The 17,847-nt window shown below is 63.7% G+C and carries 14 protein-coding genes; 9 read left to right on the forward strand and 5 right to left on the reverse strand.

Annotated features, from left to right (window positions below; translation table 11 throughout):
- Positions 1-38 precede the first annotated feature (38 nt).
- Entirely contained in the window at positions 39-1,676 is a 1,638-nt protein-coding gene (locus AAHK21_RS08165; RefSeq protein ID WP_367858968.1) for a 5-guanidino-2-oxopentanoate decarboxylase, read from the reverse strand.
- A 112-nt stretch (positions 1,677-1,788) separates the two neighbouring features.
- Here AAHK21_RS08165 and AAHK21_RS08170 point away from each other — a divergent pair, with 112 nt between their 5' ends.
- Entirely contained in the window at positions 1,789-2,655 is an 867-nt protein-coding gene (locus AAHK21_RS08170) for a LysR substrate-binding domain-containing protein (RefSeq protein ID WP_367856961.1), read from the forward strand.
- 39 nt (positions 2,656-2,694) lie between these two features.
- Here AAHK21_RS08170 and AAHK21_RS08175 read toward each other — a convergent pair whose 3' ends face one another.
- On the reverse strand, positions 2,695-3,309 hold the full coding sequence (locus AAHK21_RS08175; RefSeq protein ID WP_367856962.1) for an NAD(P)-dependent oxidoreductase: 615 nt from the start codon (positions 3,307-3,309) through the stop codon (positions 2,695-2,697).
- Between the two features lie 28 nt (positions 3,310-3,337).
- Positions 3,338-4,213 (reverse strand): MBL fold metallo-hydrolase, encoded by an 876-nt coding sequence (locus tag AAHK21_RS08180; RefSeq protein ID WP_367856963.1) that lies wholly within the window; start codon positions 4,211-4,213, stop codon positions 3,338-3,340.
- 103 nt (positions 4,214-4,316) lie between these two features.
- Here AAHK21_RS08180 and AAHK21_RS08185 point away from each other — a divergent pair, with 103 nt between their 5' ends.
- Positions 4,317-5,225, forward strand: a complete 909-nt coding sequence (locus AAHK21_RS08185) for a LysR family transcriptional regulator (RefSeq protein WP_367856964.1) — start codon at positions 4,317-4,319, stop codon at positions 5,223-5,225.
- 76 nt (positions 5,226-5,301) lie between these two features.
- Positions 5,302-5,475 (forward strand): hypothetical protein, encoded by a 174-nt coding sequence (locus tag AAHK21_RS08190; RefSeq protein ID WP_023630224.1) that lies wholly within the window; start codon positions 5,302-5,304, stop codon positions 5,473-5,475.
- A gap of 6 nt (positions 5,476-5,481) precedes the next feature.
- Here AAHK21_RS08190 and AAHK21_RS08195 read toward each other — a convergent pair whose 3' ends face one another.
- Positions 5,482-6,351: an oxaloacetate decarboxylase gene (locus AAHK21_RS08195; protein WP_023630223.1), complete on the reverse strand. Its 870-nt coding sequence runs from the start codon at positions 6,349-6,351 to the stop codon at positions 5,482-5,484.
- A gap of 559 nt (positions 6,352-6,910) precedes the next feature.
- Between AAHK21_RS08195 and AAHK21_RS08200 the strand changes: the two genes are divergently transcribed.
- A complete protein-coding gene (locus AAHK21_RS08200) occupies positions 6,911-7,873 on the forward strand; it encodes an IS110 family transposase (protein WP_367856008.1) in 963 nt (320 codons plus the stop codon).
- Between the two features lie 53 nt (positions 7,874-7,926).
- On the forward strand, positions 7,927-9,378 hold the full coding sequence (locus AAHK21_RS08205) for an MDR family MFS transporter (RefSeq protein ID WP_367858969.1): 1,452 nt from the start codon (positions 7,927-7,929) through the stop codon (positions 9,376-9,378).
- Between the two features lie 151 nt (positions 9,379-9,529).
- On the opposite strand, the gene ttgR is transcribed toward AAHK21_RS08205, so the two are convergent.
- Complete coding sequence (gene ttgR, locus AAHK21_RS08210) at positions 9,530-10,162, reverse strand: efflux transport transcriptional regulator TtgR (protein ID WP_023630222.1); 633 nt, start codon at positions 10,160-10,162, stop codon at positions 9,530-9,532.
- A gap of 258 nt (positions 10,163-10,420) precedes the next feature.
- Here ttgR and ttgA point away from each other — a divergent pair, with 258 nt between their 5' ends.
- From ttgA to AAHK21_RS08230, 4 genes are all read left to right on the forward strand, one after another.
- Positions 10,421-11,575, forward strand: a complete 1,155-nt coding sequence (gene ttgA / locus AAHK21_RS08215; protein WP_046856913.1) for a toluene efflux RND transporter periplasmic adaptor subunit TtgA — start codon at positions 10,421-10,423, stop codon at positions 11,573-11,575.
- 3 nt (positions 11,576-11,578) lie between these two features.
- Entirely contained in the window at positions 11,579-14,731 is a 3,153-nt protein-coding gene (gene ttgB, locus AAHK21_RS08220) for a multidrug efflux RND transporter permease subunit TtgB (protein ID WP_367856965.1), read from the forward strand.
- Positions 14,728-16,173, forward strand: coding sequence for an AdeC/AdeK/OprM family multidrug efflux complex outer membrane factor (locus AAHK21_RS08225; protein WP_046856915.1), 1,446 nt, complete (start codon positions 14,728-14,730; stop codon positions 16,171-16,173). The genes ttgB and AAHK21_RS08225 overlap by 4 nt, the downstream gene beginning before the upstream one ends.
- Before the next feature lie 228 nt (positions 16,174-16,401).
- The gene (locus AAHK21_RS08230) at positions 16,402-17,655 is read left to right on the forward strand and encodes an OprD family porin (RefSeq protein WP_367856966.1); all 1,254 of its coding nucleotides are present in this window, start codon (positions 16,402-16,404) and stop codon (positions 17,653-17,655) included.
- Positions 17,656-17,847: the final 192 nt, after the last annotated feature.

A 17,847-nucleotide genomic window follows, 5' to 3' on the forward strand; every position in this document is an offset into this window, starting at 1 on the left:
GCACCCGGGGAATCGAGGGCATAGCCCTCGTGGCGCAGTCAGCCTTGCACAGCCAACTGCCATTGCCCCTGATCCACCTGGATCAACGTCGGCCCCTGGCGCTCCACTGCCCGGCCCAGCGCAGCCTGCAACTGCGCCACGTCAACCACCGACTCGGCATCGGCCCCCAGCGCCCGTGCCACGCCGATGAAGTCCGGGGTGTGGATGTCCACACCGACCGGCTCGATCGCCCGGTTGACCATGTACTTCTTGATTTCCTCGTACCCCTGGTTGTTCCACAGCAGCACGATCAGCGGCACCTGCGCCTCGACGGCACTGGCCAGCTCGGGCAGGGTGAACTGCAACCCGCCATCACCGATCAGGCATACCGTGGGCGCACGTGCCGCGCGCGCTTCGGCACTGCCGAGCCAGGCGCCCATGGCCGCCGGCAACGCATAGCCCAGCGTGCCGTAGCCGGTCGAGGCATTGAACCAGCGGCGTGGTCGGGTCATGTCCAGGGTCAGGTTGCCGGTGTAGACCGGCTGGGTCGAATCGCCCACCAGCACAGCGTCCGGCAGGGTTTCCAGGATGCTGTTCAGCAAACGGGTCTGGCTCAAGGTCGGCTGGTCCCAGGTGGCGGCATTGTCCTGGCGCAGCCGGGCGGCCCGAGCAGCTCCCCAGTGATCATCACGTGGTGGTTGCGCCTGCATGTGCAGGGCCACCAGCAAGGCCTCGGTCGCCTGTGCGGCATCGGCCACCAGGGCCAGCTCGGGCGGGTAGTTGCGCACCGTCTGGTCCGGGTCGATATCGATCCGCAGCAGGCTGCCAGGGATTTCGAAACAGCCCTTGAACGTCACGTCATAGTCGGTCTCGGCCAGCTCGGTACCGATGGCCAGCACCACATCGGCCTCGGCGACCAACGCACGGGTGGCCGGCAAAGTCTGGGTCGAGCCGATCTGCAGCGGATGGTTGGCCGGCAGCAGCCCCTTGGCATTGATGGTCAGCGCCACCGGCGCCTGCAGGTGCTCGGCCAGCCTGGCCAGCCCGGCGCCGGCTTCCAGGGCACCACCGCCGGCCAGGATCAACGGTCGGCGCGCCTTGGCCAGGCGCATGGCCATCTGCTGCACGGTCTGCGGCGCCGCACCCGCGCGCGCGGTGCGCACCGGGCGGCCCGGCAGCAGGTGATCGGCGGGCTCCACCAGCACATCCAGCGGGATCTCGATATGCACCGGGCGCGGGCGGCCACCGTCGAACACGGCAAAGGCACGGGCCAATACCTCTGGCAAGTCATCGGCACTCATCAAGGTATGCGAAAACGCCGCCACCCCCGCCACCAGCCCGGCCTGGTTGGGCAGTTCGTGCAATTTGCCGCGCCCGCCACCCAGCTGACTGCGCGACTGCACGCTGGAAATCACCAGCATCGGGATCGAGTCGGCGTAGGCCTGGCCCATGGCGGTGGTGATGTTGGTCATGCCCGGGCCGGTGATGATGAAGCACACCCCAGGCTTGCCCCGGGTACGCGAGTAGCCATCGGCCATGAACCCGGCGCCCTGCTCGTGGCGCGGGGTGATGTGGCGGATCGAGGAGGCAGCCAGGCCGCGGTAGAGTTCCACGGTATGCACGCCGGGAATGCCGAAGACATGATCGACACCATAGCCTTCGAGGAGTTTGACCAGCACTTCACCACAGGTTGCCATCATCGAGTACCCGATTCTTGTTGAGACTGGTGCTCATGGAAACAAGCGCCGACTACCGCCACAATGCAAAAAAACACATACTAGTCATGACCTCATATCATGGCTTGTCACAATGAAACGCCTGCCGCCCCTCCCCGCCCTGCACACCTTCCTGGTGACCGCGCAGCACTGCAACTTCACCCGTGCCGCGCAACAGCTGCATATCACCCAGGGCGCGGTCAGCCGACAGATCGCCGGGCTCGAGGAACATCTGGGCTATGCGCTGTTCCAGCGCCAGGCCCGTGGCCTGGCCCTGACCCGCGAAGGACAGGACTGGCTGCCTCGGGTGCAGCAGGTCTTCGCAGTGATCGAGCAAGGCGTGCGCGAAGTCGGCGGACGCAGCACGACGCTGCAGCTAAAGGCGCCGACCTGCGTGATGCGCTGGTTGCTGCCGCGGTTGTTGGAATGGCAGGCGCTGCGCCCGGACGTGCCGGTGGAATTGACCACCACGGTGCAGCATGGCGTGGATTTTCGCCGCGAGGGCTTCGATGCGGCCGTTGTGTATGGCGCGGTGCCAAACCATGGGCTGCAGGTACGCAAGCTGTTCGATGAACAACTGACACCGGTCTGCGCACCATCGCTATCTAGCGTCCCCTTGCAGTTGCAGGACCTGGCGCGGCAGATGCTGCTACACCCCTCTCGGGACGAGCACGACTGGCGGTTGTGGTTGCAGGCAGCCAATGCCGGCGTCGAACCCCAGGGGCCGAAGCAGCACTTCGAGACACTGGACATGGCGATGGCCATGGCCTCCCAGGGGACCGGGATCGCCATCGGCGACTTTTCGCTCATTGGCGACGACCTGCGCGCCGGGCGTTTGTGCATGCCATTCGAGCTGAAGGTGACGACCGGGAAGGGGTATTACCTGGTCAGCCCGTCGAAGAGCATGCCCACGGGGTTGGTCGAGCTGATGGAGTGGCTGCAGGCGCGTGCCCGCACATGACATCAATCGCGACCCGACTTGCCCCGTGGTGCAGACGACTCAATAGCCGACCGTGAACCGTGCCCGTGAATGCGCCGGTTTTTCCAGTTCATCGAGCATGGCGATGGCATAGTCGGCAAAGGTGATCCAGCTCTTGCCATCGGCACCTATCAGCAGGTGATCCTTGCCCAGGGTGTAGTGCCCGCTGCGCTGACCTTCGACGAACTCCGCCGACGGCGACAGGAAGGTCCAGTCCAGGGTCGGCTCCTGGCGCAGCGTATCGAGGAAGCGCACACCGGCATTGGCCTCGGCCTTATAGGCTTCCGGGAAATCCGGGCTGTCGATCACCCGGTGCCCGGACGGCAGCAGCAGGCTGCCGGCCCCGCCCACCACCAGCAGGCGCTTGACCCCGGCACGCTTGACCGGCTCGATGATCGCTTCAGGCTCGATGGTCGAGAAATGCGCCGCGCTCAGCACCGCGTCACAGCCTGTCACGACCGCCTGCAAGGCGGCACTGTCCTTGGCATCCAGCGCCTTGACCGTCACGCCGTCACGGCCTTGCAGCGCACTCGGATTGCGGGCGATGGCCACCACACTGTGACCCCGACGCAGGGCCTCTTCCAGCAACTGGCTGCCGGCGCGCCCGGTGGCGCCGATGATTGCGATCTTGCTCATGGGAAACACTCCAACAGGTTGAAAGGGGTTACCACTTCATCTCGCCCTTGGCGACCTTGGCACCCAATTCAAGGGAGCTCTCGTCACCCAGGTTCGGGTAGCGCTGCTTCATCGCCGCGATCAGCGGGGCGGCATTGGCAGCCTTGGCGGCCTCGGTATCGAAGTCACGAATGTAGCCGGCGGTGAAGCGCACTGCGTCCAGCGAACGGCTGCTGTCCCCCAGGTAGTGCCCCGGGATCACCGTGCGCGGTGCGAGCTGTTCGATCTTCGCCAGGGTCTTCAGCCAGTCGGCGTGGGATTGCGCGGTCTGGGTGTCGGCCATCCACACATGGATGCCCTCGGAAACCACCACGCCACCGACCACTGCCTTGATCGAGGGAATCCACACGAAGCTGCGGTCCGGCTGCGGACCGTCCAAGCCGACGACCTGCAATGCCTGGCCTTCCAGTTCCAGGCGATCACCCTGCAGTACCTGGGGCACCACCAGGCGTGCCGGCTTGTCCGCGCCCATCTGCGGGCCCCAGTAGGCCAGCTTGGCGTCCATGGTCTTGCGGATGTGCTCGACCGTAGCGGCCGAGGCGACCACGCGGGCCTTGGGGAACGCCTGGGTGATGGTGTCCAGGCCGAAGTAGTAGTCCGGGTCGCCATGGCTGACGTAGATGGTGGTCAGCTGCTTGCCGCTGGCACGCAGGCGCTCGACCACCTGCTCGGCCTGGGCCTTGCCGAACTGGGCGTCGACCAGGATGGCGTCGTGGGCACCACTGACGATCACCGAGCTGACCGGGAAGATCGCCGCGTGACCGGGGTTGTAGGCTTCCAGTTTGAGCGGCTCGGCAGCCATGGCCTGGCCGCCGATGGTAAGGCAGGCCAGCAGCAGGCCGCGAAGGGGCGTGAAGAGAGACATTGCAAGATCCTGTGAGTGGGACGATGGATGCAAGCTTAGTTGCCCGATCCAATACAAAAAATGCGATGCTTCGACATAGTTTGTTTCTGAAATCGGACAGATCATGGATCGGCTCAACGCCATGCGCGTATTCGTCACCGTCGTCGACCTGGGCAGCCAGTCGGCCGCCGCGGACCACCTGGAACTCTCCAGGCCCGTGGTTTCCCGCTACCTGGCGGAACTGGAGGACTGGGTCGGGGCACGCCTGATGCAACGCACCACCCGCAAGCTCAGCCTGACCGCGGCAGGCCTCGAGACCCTGCCACGCTGTCGGCAGATGCTGGAGCTGGCCGGCGACCTGCAAAGCGCCGTGCGCCAGCCGGACGACGCGCCCCGTGGCGAACTGCGCATCAGCGTCAGCACCTCGTTCGGCCAGGCCCAACTGGTGGATGCGCTGGCGGCCTACGTCAAACGCTACCCGGGGGTGAAGGTTGAGCTGCAGATGCTCGACCGCACCGTCAACCTGGTGGACGAGCGCATCGACCTGGCGATCCGCACCAGCAACGACGTCGACCCAAACCTCATCGCCCGGCGCCTGAGCGTGTGCCGCTCGGTGGTCTGCGCCAGCCCCGCCTACCTGCGCGAGCACGGTACGCCGGACCGGGTCGAGGCATTGAGCCAGCATAACTGCCTGACCCACGCCTACTTCGGTCACAGCCTGTGGCACTTCGAGGTGGACGGGCAGAACGTCGCCGTGCCGGTGCAGGGCAACATCAGCGCCAACGAGGCCATGACCCTGCAGAAAGCCGCCCTGGCCAATGCCGGCATCGCCATGCTGCCCACCTACCAGGCGGCCGCCGCGCTGCGCAATGGCGAGCTGGTGCGATTGCTGCCGCAAGCCAAGCCACGGGAACTGACCCTGAATGCGGTGTACACCTCGCGCAAGCACATGCCGGCGACGTTGCGCAGCATGCTGGACTTTCTCGCGCAGCGGTTTGGCGACGAACCGGAGTGGGACAAGGGATTGAGTTGAGTCAAGACGGTGCAGTTACGCGCATTGGGCCTATGCTTGTAGGTATCACCTGTTGCATCAACAGGAGGTCCGCACCATGAGTATCAAATCCAGGCGTTGCGCCCTCGTCTTCGCCCTGGTCGCAGTGGCCGGGCTGTACGGCTCGGCCTGCTGGCGGGTGGAGCTGCTGCGCAGCCAGCCCAACACGGCCAACAGTTGCGTCCATGAGCATTGCGTTCCCCACAGCGCCACGCTGAGCGCCGTCAGGTAGGACGGATCACTCCTCGACGCTCATGTACTCTTTCGCCCAGCGGATGTAGTCCTCGGGCTGAGTGTAGGTGTGCGAAAGCTCGGTGGCACCGAGGCTGTCCGACTTGTGCTGCAGGCCACGCTGCTGGCGCAGGCAATCGTAGGTGGCCTTGATCGCGGCGAAGTAGGCGGCATGGCCGTCGACCACGATACGCACGCCCAGGCGCGCCAGGCGCTCGTCGTCGCGCAGGTTGGGGTTGGCGTACGTCACCAGCATCAACGGCACGCTCAGGTGCTCGGCGATCTGCTCGAGCTGCTCGAAGTCCTTGACCCCCACCATGCAGATGCCATCGGCGCCGGCCTTCTGGTAGCTCTGGGTGCGCACGATGATTTCCTCGGTGGTCAGCACGCCGGCATTGGTGCGGGCAATGATCGCCAGGGCCGAATCGACCCGCGCCTCCAGCGCCGCGCGGATCTTGCCCACGCCCTCCTCCACCGAGATCAGGTCGGTGGACTTGCGACCGAACTGGGCCGGCAGCAGGGTATCTTCGATGGTCAGCGCGGCAACGCCGGCGCGTTCCAGTTCGATCACCGTGCGCATCACGTTGAGCGCATTGCCGTAGCCGTGGTCGGCGTCGGCAAGCACCGGCAACTGGGCGACACGGCCAATACGGGTAGCCTGCTCGACGAACTCGCTCAGGGTGATCAGGGCGAAATCCGGCGCGGCCAGGACCTGCAGCGAGGCGACCGAACCGCCGAGAATGCCGACTTCAAAACCAAGGTCGGCGGCAATACGGGCTGACATCGGGTCGAAGACCGACGCGGTGTGATAGCACGAACCTGAAGCAAGCAGTTCGCGGAAGGCAAAACGCAGATCGTGGTGGGAAGCCTTGGGCATGATCACTCCGCTTGTAATGAGAAATTGTGAACGGCTGACAACCGACCCCTGTATCGGGTCTACCTGACTGTTCCAACCGTCGCCATCAGGGCGGTCATGCTCGACATGCAGGCAGAGGAATAGAAGGTGTGGACATACAGCAACGCGAAATCCTCTGGAAAATACTTGCACCAAGCTGGTGCAGGCCCCGGATTTCAGCCTCTGCGGCCAAGCCACGATATCACGCGGCCATGCAGCACTGGATGAATGCGCCAATGCCGATCTTGCATAGGGGATGCACGGAGTACATAGGTAGCTATGTAACTCAGCGTACAATGCCCTACCATGAATGAGCCCATCGCGGGGCAAGCCCGCTTGTATGGTTAGACTTGAAGGGGTGGTGGGACTAAATGCCCGATTCTGACTGTTCGCATCAGTACAGACCGTGGGAGACATCGCCCCACCCCTTCCACCAAAGCGCCGATAAAGAATGCATCGTTTGCAAGCGACGATAGAAGCAAGCCAGCGCCTCTTGGTGAAACCCCTTCAAGCCAAAAAACCATAACGTGAGGAAGCGCCCATGGCAATGCAGGTTGGCAAGCTGATCGTGGGTGCGGATGTCGCGAAAGCTGAACTGGTGATTCATCACGATGATCGCGATGAGGTCATCAGGCTGAAAAACGCCAAACTCGAAATCAAAAGATGGCTGAAACAGCAGCCTCTCAACACGGCTATTGCTGTTGAGGCGACTAATGTTTATCACCTCGATCTGGTTGAACTGGCTCACAGCCTAGGCTTCGAGGTGTATGTCATTGATGGGTTCCAGCTGAGCAACTACCGGAAAAGCGTGGGTGGACGAGTGAAAACGGATCCTTCTGATGCTCGGCTGCTGTCCCGGTTTTTGAAAAACGAGGGGGAAGACCTTCGCCCTTGGACTCCTCCTCCCGCCGTCTACGGCAAGCTACAGAGCCTTCTTCGACGCAGATCGGCCTTGGTGACTGCTCGCACTGCAATGATGCAGAGCTGGGCTAATGAAGCCTTGTTGAAAGTCGCCTTCAAAACCTTTGTAAAATCCATAGACAGGCTGGATCTACTGATCCAAAAAAAGATTAAGGAAGTGCTGCGAGAAGCTGGCCTGCACGAACAAGTTGCCCGCTGCCAAGCGATAGAGGGCATTGGTTTTCTCACCGCTACGGCATTGGTGATGGCCTTTATGCGGGGCGAGTTCAAAAGCAGTGACTCGTACATTGCATTCCTGGGAATGGATCTACGAGTCAGTGATTCAGGACAGAAAAATGGACGCCGCCGCCTGACGAAAAGAGGCTGCTCGGAGATCAGGCGTCTATTGCATAACGCCGCCATGGCGGCGAGCCGATCGGCTGCTTGGAAAGACGTCTACGAACAATATCGGAAAGCGGGTAAAGCAACGACACAGGCGCTGGTAATCCTGGCTAGAAAGCTTGCACGAGTGGCATTCGCCCTGATGAAAAACCAGGACGAATATGTCACTAAAGGCGGAAAACTGGCTTGCTGCAAACCATAGAATCTCCCACGATGCCTCGCGATCGCGCCAGCTCTGACCACAAGGTACCCACCGTGACCGCCGCCCTGCCCCCTACTGTTCTGCGCAGCGTCCTCACCGCCCTGATGCTGGCGATATTCCTTGGTGCCCTCGACCAGACCATCGTCGCCGTGTCCATGCCGGCGATTTCCGCGCAGTTCAACGATGTCGGCCTGCTCGCCTGGGTCATCTCCGGCTACATGGTCGCCATGACCATCGCCGTGCCGATCTACGGCAAGCTCGGTGACCTGTACGGGCGGCGGCGCATGATCCTCACCGGCACCGCCCTGTTCACCTTGGCCTCGGTGGCCTGCGGCCTGGCCCAGGACATGCCGCAGCTGGTGCTGGCCCGAGTGCTTCAGGGTATCGGCGCAGGTGGCATGGTGTCGGTCAGCCAGGCAATCATCGGCGACTTCGTGCCACCTCGTGAACGCGGTCGCTACCAGGGCTACTTCAGCAGCATGTACGCACTGGCCAGCGTCGCCGGGCCGGTGCTGGGCGGCTGGCTGACCGAGTACCTGTCCTGGCGCTGGGTGTTCTGGATCAACCTGCCACTGGGGCTGACCGCGCTGTGGGTGATCCACCGGGCGCTGGACGGGTTGCCGGTCAAGCATCGCCAGGCCCAGGTCGACTACCTCGGCGCGGTGCTGATGATCCTCGGCCTGGGCAGCCTGCTGCTGGGCATCACCCTGGTCGGCCAGGGACATGCCTGGCAGTCGTCCGAAGTCCTGGCGTTGCTGGCCTGCGCGCTGCTGGGGCTGGCGGCGTTCGTAGCCCACGAGCGGCGCTGCCGCGAGCCACTGCTGCCTCTGGGCCTGTTCGGCAACCGGGTCGCGGTGCTGTGCTGGTGCGTGATCTTCTTCGCCAGTTTCCAGTCCATTTCGCTGACCATGCTGATGCCCTTGCGCTATCAGGGCATCACCGGCGCCGGCGCCGACAGCGCGGCGCTGCACCTGCTGCCACTGGCCATGGGGTTGCCCATCGGCGCCTTCACCGGTGGGCGCATGACCAGCCGCACCGGGCGGTTCAAGCCACAGATCCTCACAGGCGCGCTGTTGATGCCAATGGCCATCGCAGCCATGGCGCTGACGCCGCCGCAAGCCTGGTTACAGAGCGCGCTGTTCATGCTGCTGACAGGCATTGCCTGCGGCCTGCAATTTCCCACCTCGCTGGTGGGCACGCAAAGCGCGGTGGACAGCCAGGACATCGGCGTGGCGACCAGCACCACCAACCTGTTCCGCTCGCTGGGTGGGGCAATGGGGGTGGCGTGCATGTCCAGCCTGTTGCTGGCGTGGTTGCACCAGGGTGGCTTCGAAGTGCTGGGCAACCCGCTGCTGGGCAGCCTCAAGGCGGGCGAGGCGGATCCGCACACCCAGGCGCGTTTGCTGGAAACCTTCCGCGGCCTGTTGCTGGTCAGTGCCGGGGCTTCGCTGATCGGCCTGTTAGCGGCGCTGGCCTTGCCGGACAGACAGTTGCGCGGCCGCTGAAAGCCGCGGGAGCGGGCTTGCCCCGGGATAGCGTCCGCCCAGGCGACATCACGGCCTGAAGGTTGTCATCGCCGGGCAAGCCCGCTCCCGCGCTATTAATCCTGCGTTAACCGAAAAGGGATAACACTTCCTCACAATCGTTAACAAAGTGTCATTTGCGCAAGCCAGGGCTCAAGCGCAGCATATCCAGCCCGGTGTCGACCCATTTCTCGACATCGCCCAACAGGTCGAAGCTCTCCGGGAGCAGCAGCCAGCGGCCAATCAGGCCATCCACATAAGCAAACATGGCCACCGCAGCCCGGTCGATCTCGAGCTCGGCAGGCAACTGGCCACGACGTACTGCATTGCCCAAGGCCAGGGCAATGCTTTGATGGCAGTCCAGCACCGCGCCCTGACGCTGCTGGCGAATCTCACACATGTCGTCGGTGAACTCGCACTTGTGATGCAGGATTTCATTGATACGCCGGGTTCGGGCATCGAGCACCAACTCGTTGAACACTTGCAGCAACAGCTTGCGCATGCAGCCGAGCGGGTCGAGTTCATCCTCGCTTTCACTGGCGCGGGCCAGGTGGTCATGGGTCTCGTGCAGGCTGTCGAGCAGCGCCTGCACCAACTCGGCCTTGTTGCTGAAGTGCCAGTAGATCGCCCCGCGAGTGACGCCGGCGAGCTCAGCGATGTCGGCCAGGGTGGTACGCGCTACCCCGCGCTTGTAGAAGGCCTTCTCCGCCGCCTCGATGATCTGGGCGCGAGTTTCCTGGGCTTCTTCTTTGGTTCGACGGACCATGGCAGTACAACCTCATCAGGCCCCGCGCGCTCGATCTGGCGAGCGGGAATCAGGCCGGGGCAGGCTCTTTCAGGGCCGCTCCCGGGTGGATTTGGGCGATCGGCGGTGGTCACTCACGACGCACCGGCGCTATTTACAAACAACCATGAATGTAAGTATATTCCTTAGCAAGCTATTTATCCACCGGATAGCGTTTTTCTGACAAAGCACTTCCACTATATTCTTGAGCTCCCCTGCTCCTGCGACCCGAGGATCCTCATGCAATTCAAGCCAGCCGTAACCGCCCTGGTTTCCGCCGTGGCCCTGGCAACCCTGCTCAGTGGCTGTAAGAAAGAGGAAGCAGCGCCTGCGCCGCAGGCTCCTCAGGTCGGCGTCGTGACCGTACAACCGCAAGCCTTCACCCTCACCTCGGAACTGCCGGGGCGCACCAGCGCCTACCGTGTGGCCGAGGTCCGCCCACAGGTGAACGGCATCATTCTCAAGCGCCTGTTCAAGGAAGGCAGCGACGTCAAGGAAGGGCAACAGCTCTACCAGATCGACCCAGCCGTCTACGAGGCGAACCTGGCCAACGCCCAGGCCAACCTGCAGGCTACCCGCTCGCTGGCCGAGCGTTACAAGCAACTGATCGACGAGCAGGCCGTCTCCAAGCAGGAATACGATGACGCCAATGCCAAACGATTGCAGGCCGAGGCGTCGCTCAAGAGCGCCCAGATCGACCTGCGCTACACCAAGGTGCTGGCCCCGATCAGTGGCCGCGTCGGCCGCTCCTCGGTCACCGAAGGCGCCCTGGTGAACAACGGCCAGACCAACGCCATGGCCACCATCCAGCAGCTCGACCCGATCTACGTCGACGTCACCCAGTCCACCGCCGAGCTGCTCAAGCTGCGCCGTGACCTGGAAAGCGGCCAACTGCAGAAGGCCGGCGACAATGCCGCCCAGGTTCAGCTGGTGCTGGAAGACGGCAGCCTGTTCAAGCAACAGGGCCGCCTGGAGTTCTCCGAAGTCGCGGTCGACGAAACCACTGGTTCCGTCACCCTGCGCGCGATCTTCCCCAACCCCGACCACACCCTGCTGCCCGGCATGTTCGTGCATGCGCGGCTCAAGGCCGGGGTCAACGCCAACGCCATCCTGGCCCCGCAACAAGGCGTGACCCGTGACCTCAAGGGTGCACCGACCGCGCTGGTGGTCAACCAGGAAAACAAGGTCGAACTGCGCCAGCTCAAGGCCAGCCGTACCCTGGGCAGCGACTGGCTGATCGAGGAAGGCCTGAACCCGGGCGACCGCCTGATCACCGAAGGGCTGCAGTTCGTGCGACCCGGCGTCGAGGTCAAGGTCAGCGAAGCCACCAACGTCAAGAAGCCGGCCGGCCCTGCTCAGGCCAACACGGCCAAAGCTGACGCCAAAGCGGAGTAAACCATGTCGAAGTTCTTTATCGATCGCCCGATCTTCGCCTGGGTGATCGCCCTGGTGATCATGCTGGTCGGCGCCCTGTCGATCCTGAAGCTGCCGATCAACCAGTACCCGAGCATCGCCCCACCGGCCATCGCCATCTCCGTGACCTACCCGGGCGCCTCGGCGCAGACGGTGCAGGACACCGTGGTGCAGGTGATCGAGCAGCAGCTCAACGGTATCGACAACCTGCGTTATGTGTCGTCGGAAAGTAACTCCGACGGCAGCATGACCATCACTGCCACCTTCGAGCAGGGCACCAACTCGGACACCGCGCAGGTCCAGGTACAGAACAAGCTGAACCTGGCCACCCCGCTGTTGCCGCAGGAAGTGCAGCAGCAAGGTATCCGCGTCACCAAGGCAGTGAAAAACTTCCTGCTGGTGATCGGCCTGGTGTCCGAAGACGGCAGCATGACCAAGGACGACCTGGCCAACTACATCGTCTCCAACATGCAGGACCCGATCTCGCGGACCGCAGGCGTGGGCGACTTCCAGGTGTTCGGTGCGCAGTACGCCATGCGTATCTGGCTGGATCCGGCCAAGCTGAACAAGTTCCAGCTGACCCCAGTCGACGTGCGCACCGCGGTCGCCGCGCAGAACGTGCAGGTATCCTCCGGCCAGCTCGGCGGCCTGCCGGCGCTGCCAGGCACCCAGCTCAACGCCACCATCATCGGCAAGACCCGCCTGCAGACCGCCGAGCAGTTCGAGAAGATCCTGCTCAAGGTCAATGCCGACGGCTCCCAGGTACGCCTGGGCGACGTGGCCCAGGTTGGCCTGGGCGGCGAAAACTACGCCATCAGCGCCCAGTACAACGGCAAGCCGGCCTCGGGCCTGGCGGTCAAGCTGGCCACCGGCGCCAACGCCCTGGATACCGCCAAGGCGCTGCGCACGACCATCAGCGACCTGGAGCCGTTCTTCCCGCCGGGGGTGAAGGCCGTTTTCCCGTATGACACCACCCCGGTGGTCACCGAATCGATCAGCGGGGTGATCCACACCCTGATCGAAGCCGTGGTCCTGGTGTTCCTGGTAATGTACCTGTTCCTGCAGAACTTCCGCGCCACCATCATCACCACCATGACCGTACCGGTGGTATTGCTGGGTACCTTCGGCATCCTCGCCGCCGCCGGCTTCAGCATCAACACCCTGACCATGTTCGCCATGGTCCTGGCCATCGGCCTGCTGGTGGACGATGCCATCGTCGTGGTGGAGAACGTCGAGCGGGTGATGTCCGAGGAAGGGTTGCCGCCCAAGGAAGCGACCAAGCGCTCCATGGAGCAGATCCAGGGCGCCCTGGTGGGTATCGCCCTGGTATTGTCGGCGGTACTGCTGCCGATGGCCTTCTTCGGCGGTTCCACCGGTGTGATCTATCGCCAGTTCTCCATCACCATCGTCTCGGCCATGGGCCTGTCGGTGCTGGTCGCGCTGATCTTCACCCCGGCCTTGTGCGCCACCATGCTCAAGCCGCTGAAGAAGGGCGAGCACCATGTAGCCAAGCGCGGCTTCTTCGGCTGGTTCAACCGCAACTTCGACCGCAGCGTCGTCGGCTATGAGCGTAGCGTTGGCACCATCCTGCGCAACAAGATCCCGTTCCTGCTGGCCTACGCGCTGATCGTGGTCGGCATGATCTGGCTGTTCGCGCGCATCCCGACCGCATTCCTGCCGGAAGAAGACCAGGGCGTGCTGTTCGCCCAGGTACAGACCCCGGCCGGCTCCAGTGCCGAGCGCACCCAGGTGGTGGTCGACCAGATGCGTGAGTACCTGCTCGACAAGGAAGCCGACACAGTGGCGTCCGTGTTCACCGTCAACGGCTTCAACTTCGCCGGCCGCGGCCAGAGCTCGGGCATGGCATTCATCATGCTCAAGCCTTGGGGCGAGCGCTCGAAGGAGAACAGTGTGTTCGCCCTCGCCCAGCGCGCGCAGATGCACTTCTTCAGCTTCCGCGACGCGATGGTGTTCGCCTTCGCCCCGCCGGCGGTACTCGAACTGGGTAACGCCACCGGTTTCGACGTGTTCCTCCAGGACCGCGCCGGGGTCGGCCACGAGAAGCTGATGGAAGCGCGCAACCAGTTCCTGGCCAAGGCCGCGCAGAGCAAGATCCTCAGCGCCGTGCGTCCGAACGGCCTGAACGACGAGCCGCAGTACCAGCTGACCATCGACGACGAACGCGCCAGTGCCTTGGGCGTGACCATCGCCGATATCAACAACACCCTGTCGATCGCCCTCGGCGGTAGCTACGTCAACGACTTCATCGACCGTGGCCGGGTCAAGAAGGTCTACATCCAGGGTGCGCCAAACGCCCGGATGAGCCCGGAAGACCTGCAGAAGTGGTACGTGCGCAACGGCAAGGGCGAGATGGTGCCGTTCTCCTCCTTCGCCAAGGGCGAGTGGAGCTATGGCTCGCCGAAACTGTCGCGCTACAACGGCGTGGAAGCGGTCGAGATCCTCGGTACCCCGGCCCCGGGCTACAGTACCGGTGAGGCCATGGCCGAAGTCGAGCGCATCGCCGGCGAACTGCCAACCGGCATCGGCTACTCCTGGACCGGCATGTCCTACGAGGAAAAACTCTCCGGCTCACAGATGCCGGCGCTGTTCGCCCTCTCGGTGCTGTTCGTGTTCCTCTGCCTGGCGGCGCTGTACGAAAGCTGGTCGATCCCGATCGCGGTCGTGCTGGTAGTGCCACTGGGTATCATCGGTGCCCTGCTCGCCACCAGCCTGCGCGGCCTGTCCAACGACGTGTACTTCCTGGTCGGCCTGCTGACCACCATCGGCCTGGCGGCGAAGAACGCCATCCTGATCGTCGAGTTCGCCAAGGAGCTGCACGAACAGGGCAAAAGCCTGTACGACGCAGCCATCGAGGCCTGCCGCATGCGTCTGCGCCCGATCATCATGACCTCGCTGGCGTTCATCCTCGGCGTGGTACCGTTGACCATCGCCAGCGGCGCTGGCGCCGGCAGCCAGCACGCCATCGGCACCGGTGTGATCGGCGGCATGATCAGCGCCACCGTGCTGGCCATCTTCTGGGTACCGCTATTCTTCGTCGCAGTGTCGTCGCTGTTCGGCAGCAAAGAGCCGAAAGAACACGCCACCCCTGAAACTCCACGTTATGAGGCTGGGCAATGACCAAGTCTTTGTTGTCCCTGGCGGTAACCGCCTTCATCCTCGGCGGTTGCTCGCTGATCCCCGACTACCAGACGCCAGAGGCGCCGGTGGCCGCGCAGTGGCCGCAAGGCCCTGCGTACTCGCCGACCCAATCGGCCGACGTCGCCGCGGCCGAACAGGGCTGGCGCCAGTTCTTCCACGACCCGGCGCTGCAGCAACTGATCCAGACGTCGCTGGAAAACAACCGCGACCTGCGGGTCGCGGCGTTGAACATCGACGCCTACCGCGCGCAGTACCGCATACAGCGCGCCGACCTGCTGCCGGCGGTTTCCGCCAATGGCAGCGGCAGCCGCCAGCGGATGCCGGCGAACATGTCGCAGACCGGCGAATCCACCATCAGCAGCCAGTACTCGGCCACCCTGGGTGTCAGCGCCTATGAGCTGGACCTGTTCGGCCGGGTGCGCAGCCTGACCCAGCAGGCCCTGGAAACCTACCTGTCCAGCGAACAGGCGCGCCGCTCCACGCAGATCAGCCTGGTGGCCAGCGTGGCCAACGCCTACTACACCTGGCAGGCCGACCAGGCGCTGCTGAAGCTGACCGAAGAAACGCTCAAGACGTACGAAGAGAGCTACAACCTGACCCGCCGCAGCAATGAGGTGGGCGTGGCCTCGGCCCTGGACCTGAGCCAGGCCCGCACTGCCGTCGAAGGCGCACGCGTCAAGCTGTCGCAGTACCAGCGCCTGGTCGCCCAGGACCTGAACAGCCTCACCGTGCTGGTAGGTACCGGCGTGCCGGCCAACCTGCCCAAGCCGCTGGAGCTCAATGCCGACCAATTGGCCGAAGTGCCGGCCGGCCTGCCGTCCGACATCCTGCAGCGCCGCCCCGACATCCAGGAGGCCGAGCACCTGCTCAAGGCCGCCAACGCCAACATCGGCGCGGCGCGGGCAGCGTTCTTCCCGAGCATCAGCCTGACCGCCAACGCCGGCACCCTGAGCCCGGACATGGGCGGGCTGTTCAAGGGCGGTTCGGGCACCTGGCTGTTCCAGCCGCAGATCAACCTGCCGATCTTCAACGCCGGCAGCCTGCGGGCCAGCCTGGACTACTCGAAGATCCAGAAGGACATCAACGTCGCCAAGTACGAAAAGACCATCCAGACCGCCTTCCAGGAAGTCGCCGATGGCCTGGCCGCACGCAAGACGTTCGAAGAGCAACTGCAGGCGCAACGCGACCTGGTCGCGGCCAACCAGGACTACTACCGCCTGGCCGAGCGCCGCTACCGCATCGGTATCGACAGCAACCTGACCTTCCTCGATGCCCAGCGCAACCTGTTCAGCGCCCAGCAGTCGCTGATCGGTGATCGCCTGTCGCAGTTGGTCAGCGAGGTCAACCTGTACAAGGCCCTCGGCGGCGGCTGGTACGAGCAGACCCAGCAGCAGGCTTCGATCCAGACACCGAAAGGCTGACTGGCTCGCTGACAGCATCAAGCCCACCCTTGCGGTGGGCTTTTTGTTGCGCGGTCACATTGCGTTCGATAACCGCCCCGTTCCGCTTGCAACGAATTGCCTAGCCCCCACCCTCCCCCGCACCATCGCCCCCGCAACGTTGCACAAGTTCTCTCTAAAGATGCCCATCCCTGCGGCCGCACCCGCAGCGACCCGGCTCGCCCAATAAAAACAAGAGATCCACGACAGATGAGCACTTTGCAACCCGCACGCCAGCTGCTGCCCGGCCTGTTGGCCCTGTCCTGCGCCTTGCCAGGCATGGCCGCCGAAGGTGGCTTCCTGGAAGACGCCAAGGCCAGCCTCAACCTGCGCAACTTCTACATCAACCGCAACTTCGTCGACCCGGCCAACCCCCAGGGCAAGGCCGAGGAATGGACCCAGAGCTTCATTCTCGATGCCCGCTCCGGCTTTACCCTGGGCACCGTCGGTTTTGGCATCGATGTGCTGGGGCTGTACTCGGTCAAGCTCGATGGCGGCAAGGGTACAGCCGGCACCCACCTGCTGCCGGTGCATGACGACGGTCGCCCGGCGGACGATTTCGGCCGCCTGGGGGTGGCGTTCAAGACGCGCCTGTCGCAGACCGAACTCAAAGTCGGCGAGTGGATGCCGGTGCTGCCGATCCTGCGTTCGGACGATGGCCGCTCGCTCCCGCAGACGTTCCGCGGCGGTCAGCTCACCTCGAAGGAGATCGACGGCCTGACCCTGTACGCCGGCCAGTTCCGCGGCAACAGCCCGCGCAACGATGCGAGCATGGAAGACATGTTCATGCAGGGACGCGCCGGTATCACCTCCGACCGCTTCAACTTCGCCGGCGGCGAATACAGCTTCAACGACAAACGCACGATGCTCGGCCTGTGGGATGCCCGGCTGAAAGACATTTATCGCCAGCAGTATCTGAACCTGGTGCACAGCCAGCCGTTGGGCGACTGGACCTTGGGCGCCAACCTGGGCTACTTCCTCGGCAAGGAGGATGGCAGCGCCCGCGCCGGCGACCTGGACAACCGCACCGCCTCTGCCATGCTCTCGGCGCGCTACCAGGGCCACACCTTCTATATCGGCCTGCAGAAGGTCAGTGGCGACGACGCCTGGATGCGGGTCAACGGCACCAGTGGCGGCACGCTGGCCAACGACAGTTACAACGCCAGCTTCGACAATGCCAAGGAGCGCTCCTGGCAACTGCGTCACGACTTCAATTTCGTCACCGTCGGCATCCCCGGCCTGACCTTGATGAACCGCTACATCAAAGGCGACAACGTGCATATCGGCACTGTGGACGATGGCAAGGAATGGGCCCGGGAGACCGAGCTGGCCTATGTGGTGCAGGCCGGGACCTTCAAGGACCTGTCGGTGAAGTGGCGTAATTCGACCATGCGCAGGGATTTCAGCAGCAACGCGTTCGATGAGAACCGGTTGATTGTCAGCTACCCGTTCAATCTCCTTTGAGGCCATCGCGGGGCAAGTCGGGTCGCCGCATCGCCGCTCCCACGCCACCCGCACAACGCAGGAGCGGCGTGGGAGCGGCGATGCGGCGACCCGACTTGCCCCGATTGCACCTCTCGCCAGGGAAATAACTAAAAAATATATATAAATCAAATAACATTCCTTGACGCTATATGTAACAAGCCGCTAAAACCA

Source organism: Pseudomonas sp. TE50-2 (genome assembly GCF_040813665.1).
In the GTDB taxonomy this organism is placed as follows: Bacteria; Pseudomonadota; Gammaproteobacteria; order Pseudomonadales; family Pseudomonadaceae; genus Aquipseudomonas; species Aquipseudomonas soli.